3 protein-coding genes are annotated in these 2,285 nt (G+C 69.1%); 1 reads left to right on the plus strand and 2 read right to left on the minus strand.

Going from position 1 to position 2,285, the window contains the following annotated elements; genetic code table 11:
• Positions 1-631: peptidylprolyl isomerase (locus B3547_RS07245; protein WP_292961647.1), on the minus strand; the 631-nt coding region annotated here is incomplete at its 3' end.
• 96 nt (positions 632-727) lie between these two features.
• Between B3547_RS07245 and B3547_RS07250 the strand changes: the two genes are divergently transcribed.
• Complete coding sequence (locus tag B3547_RS07250; protein ID WP_190287260.1) at positions 728-1,309, plus strand: LuxR C-terminal-related transcriptional regulator; 582 nt, start codon at positions 728-730, stop codon at positions 1,307-1,309.
• A gap of 133 nt (positions 1,310-1,442) precedes the next feature.
• On the opposite strand, the gene B3547_RS07255 is transcribed toward B3547_RS07250, so the two are convergent.
• Positions 1,443-2,285 (minus strand): bile acid:sodium symporter family protein (locus B3547_RS07255; protein WP_292961650.1); only part of this gene is annotated, 843 nt, incomplete at its 5' end.

Consider the following 2,285-nt stretch of genomic DNA (forward strand, 5'->3'; position numbering starts at 1 on the left):
TCACCGGCTTTTCCAGCATCTGCCCGCGCATCGCGCCCTCACCCAGCGTTTGCGACAGCGGCGAATCCCAGATCTTGCGCACCACGTCCATGCCCGAAACGACGTTGCCGAACGCGGCATAGCCCGCCTGCGCTTCGGGGTTGGCGGAGGCGGGATCGGCGTCCAGCCCGGCGATGTCGGACAGCATGATCGAGAAATCGCCCGTCGCCGTGCCCGGCGCGCCGCGCGCCATGGAGATCGCCCCGGCCTTGTGCAGGATGCCGGTGACGTTCGTCGGCTCGTGCGCGATCGGCTTCAGCACGCGCTTGGGATCGCCGCGCACGCCGGCCTGGATCAGCCCGTTGGGCTGTTCACCCCAGGCAAGGTGCATCGCGCGGTAGAACACCACGCCATCGAACCGCCTCTGATCGACATAGCGCAGAAAGTTGGCGGTGGTGACGGGCGCGTGCTTGCCATCCAGATCGAGCACGATCGCGCCGAGTTCGGTGTTGATCGCCACGCGCACCGTATCGGCCAGCGGGATTTCCGCCGGCGGGCGGGCCGGGCGCGCGGGCGCCCTGGCGCGGTGCGGCGCGGCGGCGGTAAGCGCGAGGAACACGGGCAGGGCGGCAAGCACGAATCGGCGGTTCATGAACCGAACCTAACGCCATGGCGGGCAGCGACGCCAGTCTCCCCGTTGCCTGCACCGCCCGTCTGGCGCTAGGGTGGACGCATGGTGCCAGACGCGATGATAGAGAACAGTGCGACCGCCGCGGTGCTGACCGATCCACGCCAGCCGGACAACCCGATCGTTTCCTGCAACGCGGCGTTCATCCGCCTGACGGGCTATGCGCGCGAGGAGATCATCGGCCGCAATTGCCGGTTCCTGCGCGGCGCGGGAACGGAAGTGGAGCTGACCGACACGCTGCGCGCGGCGGTCGTCGCCCGTCAGCCCGCGCTCGTGGAAATCCGCAACTACCGCAAGGACGGCACGCCGTTCCGCAACGCCGTGATGATCGCGCCGATCTTCAACGCGGATGGCGAGGTCGAATACTTCCTCGGCTCGCAGATGGAAGTGCCGGACGATGGCGCGAAAGCCGCTCCGCGCGAGGTTGCCCTCACCGCCGCGCGCCAGCGGATCGACGCGCTGACCGATCGCCAGCGCGAAATCCTGCTGGAAATGGCGCGGGGCAAGCTCAACAAGCAGATCGCGTGGGACCTTGGCCTGTCGGAACGCACGATCAAGATGCACCGCGCCGCCATGTTCCGCGCGCTGGGCGTGAAGACCAGCGCCGACGCCATCCGCGTGGCGGTGGAGGCGGGGTACTAGGCGGCGCCCGCGTCGCCTGGAGCGGGAGCACATCGCCCTCCCTCGTCATTGCGAGGGGCACCGCCCCGAAGCAATCCAGAGCGGCTAGCGGGGCACTGGATTGCTTCGCTGCGCTCGCAATGACGAAAGCGGGCTAAACGGAAGTCCGGCTGCCCGCTTGGCCCGCGTCCTTCTCCGCCGCGGCGGCGAGGCGCGGGGCGATCATGGCGCAGGCGATCAGCTGGAACTGGTGGAACAGCATCACCGGCAGCAGCACGATGCCGACTTGCGCCGGCGCGAACAGCACGCCGGCCATCGGCACGCCGCTGGCCAGGCTTTTCTTGGAGCCGCAGAACAGCAGCACCGCCGCATCCGCGCGCGGCAGCTTCATCGCGCGGCCGAGCAGCGTGGTGAGCAGCAGCGCGATCCCCAGCAGCACGACGCACAGTATCGACAGCACCACGAGGCTTTCCGGCGAGACGCGCTGCCACAGCCCTTCGACCACCGCCGCGCCGAACGCCGAATAGACCACCAGCAGGATGGAGCCGCGATCGACCCGGCCCACCAGCGCCTTGTGCCGGGCAACGAAGGCGCCGACCCACGGGCGCAGCAGATGCCCGACCACGAAGGGCAGCAGCAGTTGCAACAGGATCGTTTCGACCGACTGCCACGAAATGCCGCCGGTGGTTCCGCCCATCAGCAGCGCGACCAGCGCCGGGGTGGCGAAGATGCCCACGAAGTTCGAGAACGAGGCGGCGCAGACCGCCGCCGCCACGTTGCCGCGCGCGATCGCGGTGAAGGCGATCGAGGACTGCACCGTGGAGGGCAGCAGCGTCAGGAACAGCAGGCCCGTGGCGAAGGCCGGCGGCACGAAGGGCAGCTTGCCGAAGGCCAGCCCCAGCGCGGGAAACAGCGCGAACGTTACCCCCAGCGTGGCGAGGTGCAGCTTCCAGTTGCGCATCCCGTCCCAGATCGCCTCGCGCGAGAGCTTGGCGCC

It is taken from the genome of Novosphingobium sp. UBA1939, from assembly GCF_002336885.1.
Classification (GTDB): domain Bacteria; phylum Pseudomonadota; class Alphaproteobacteria; order Sphingomonadales; family Sphingomonadaceae; genus Novosphingobium.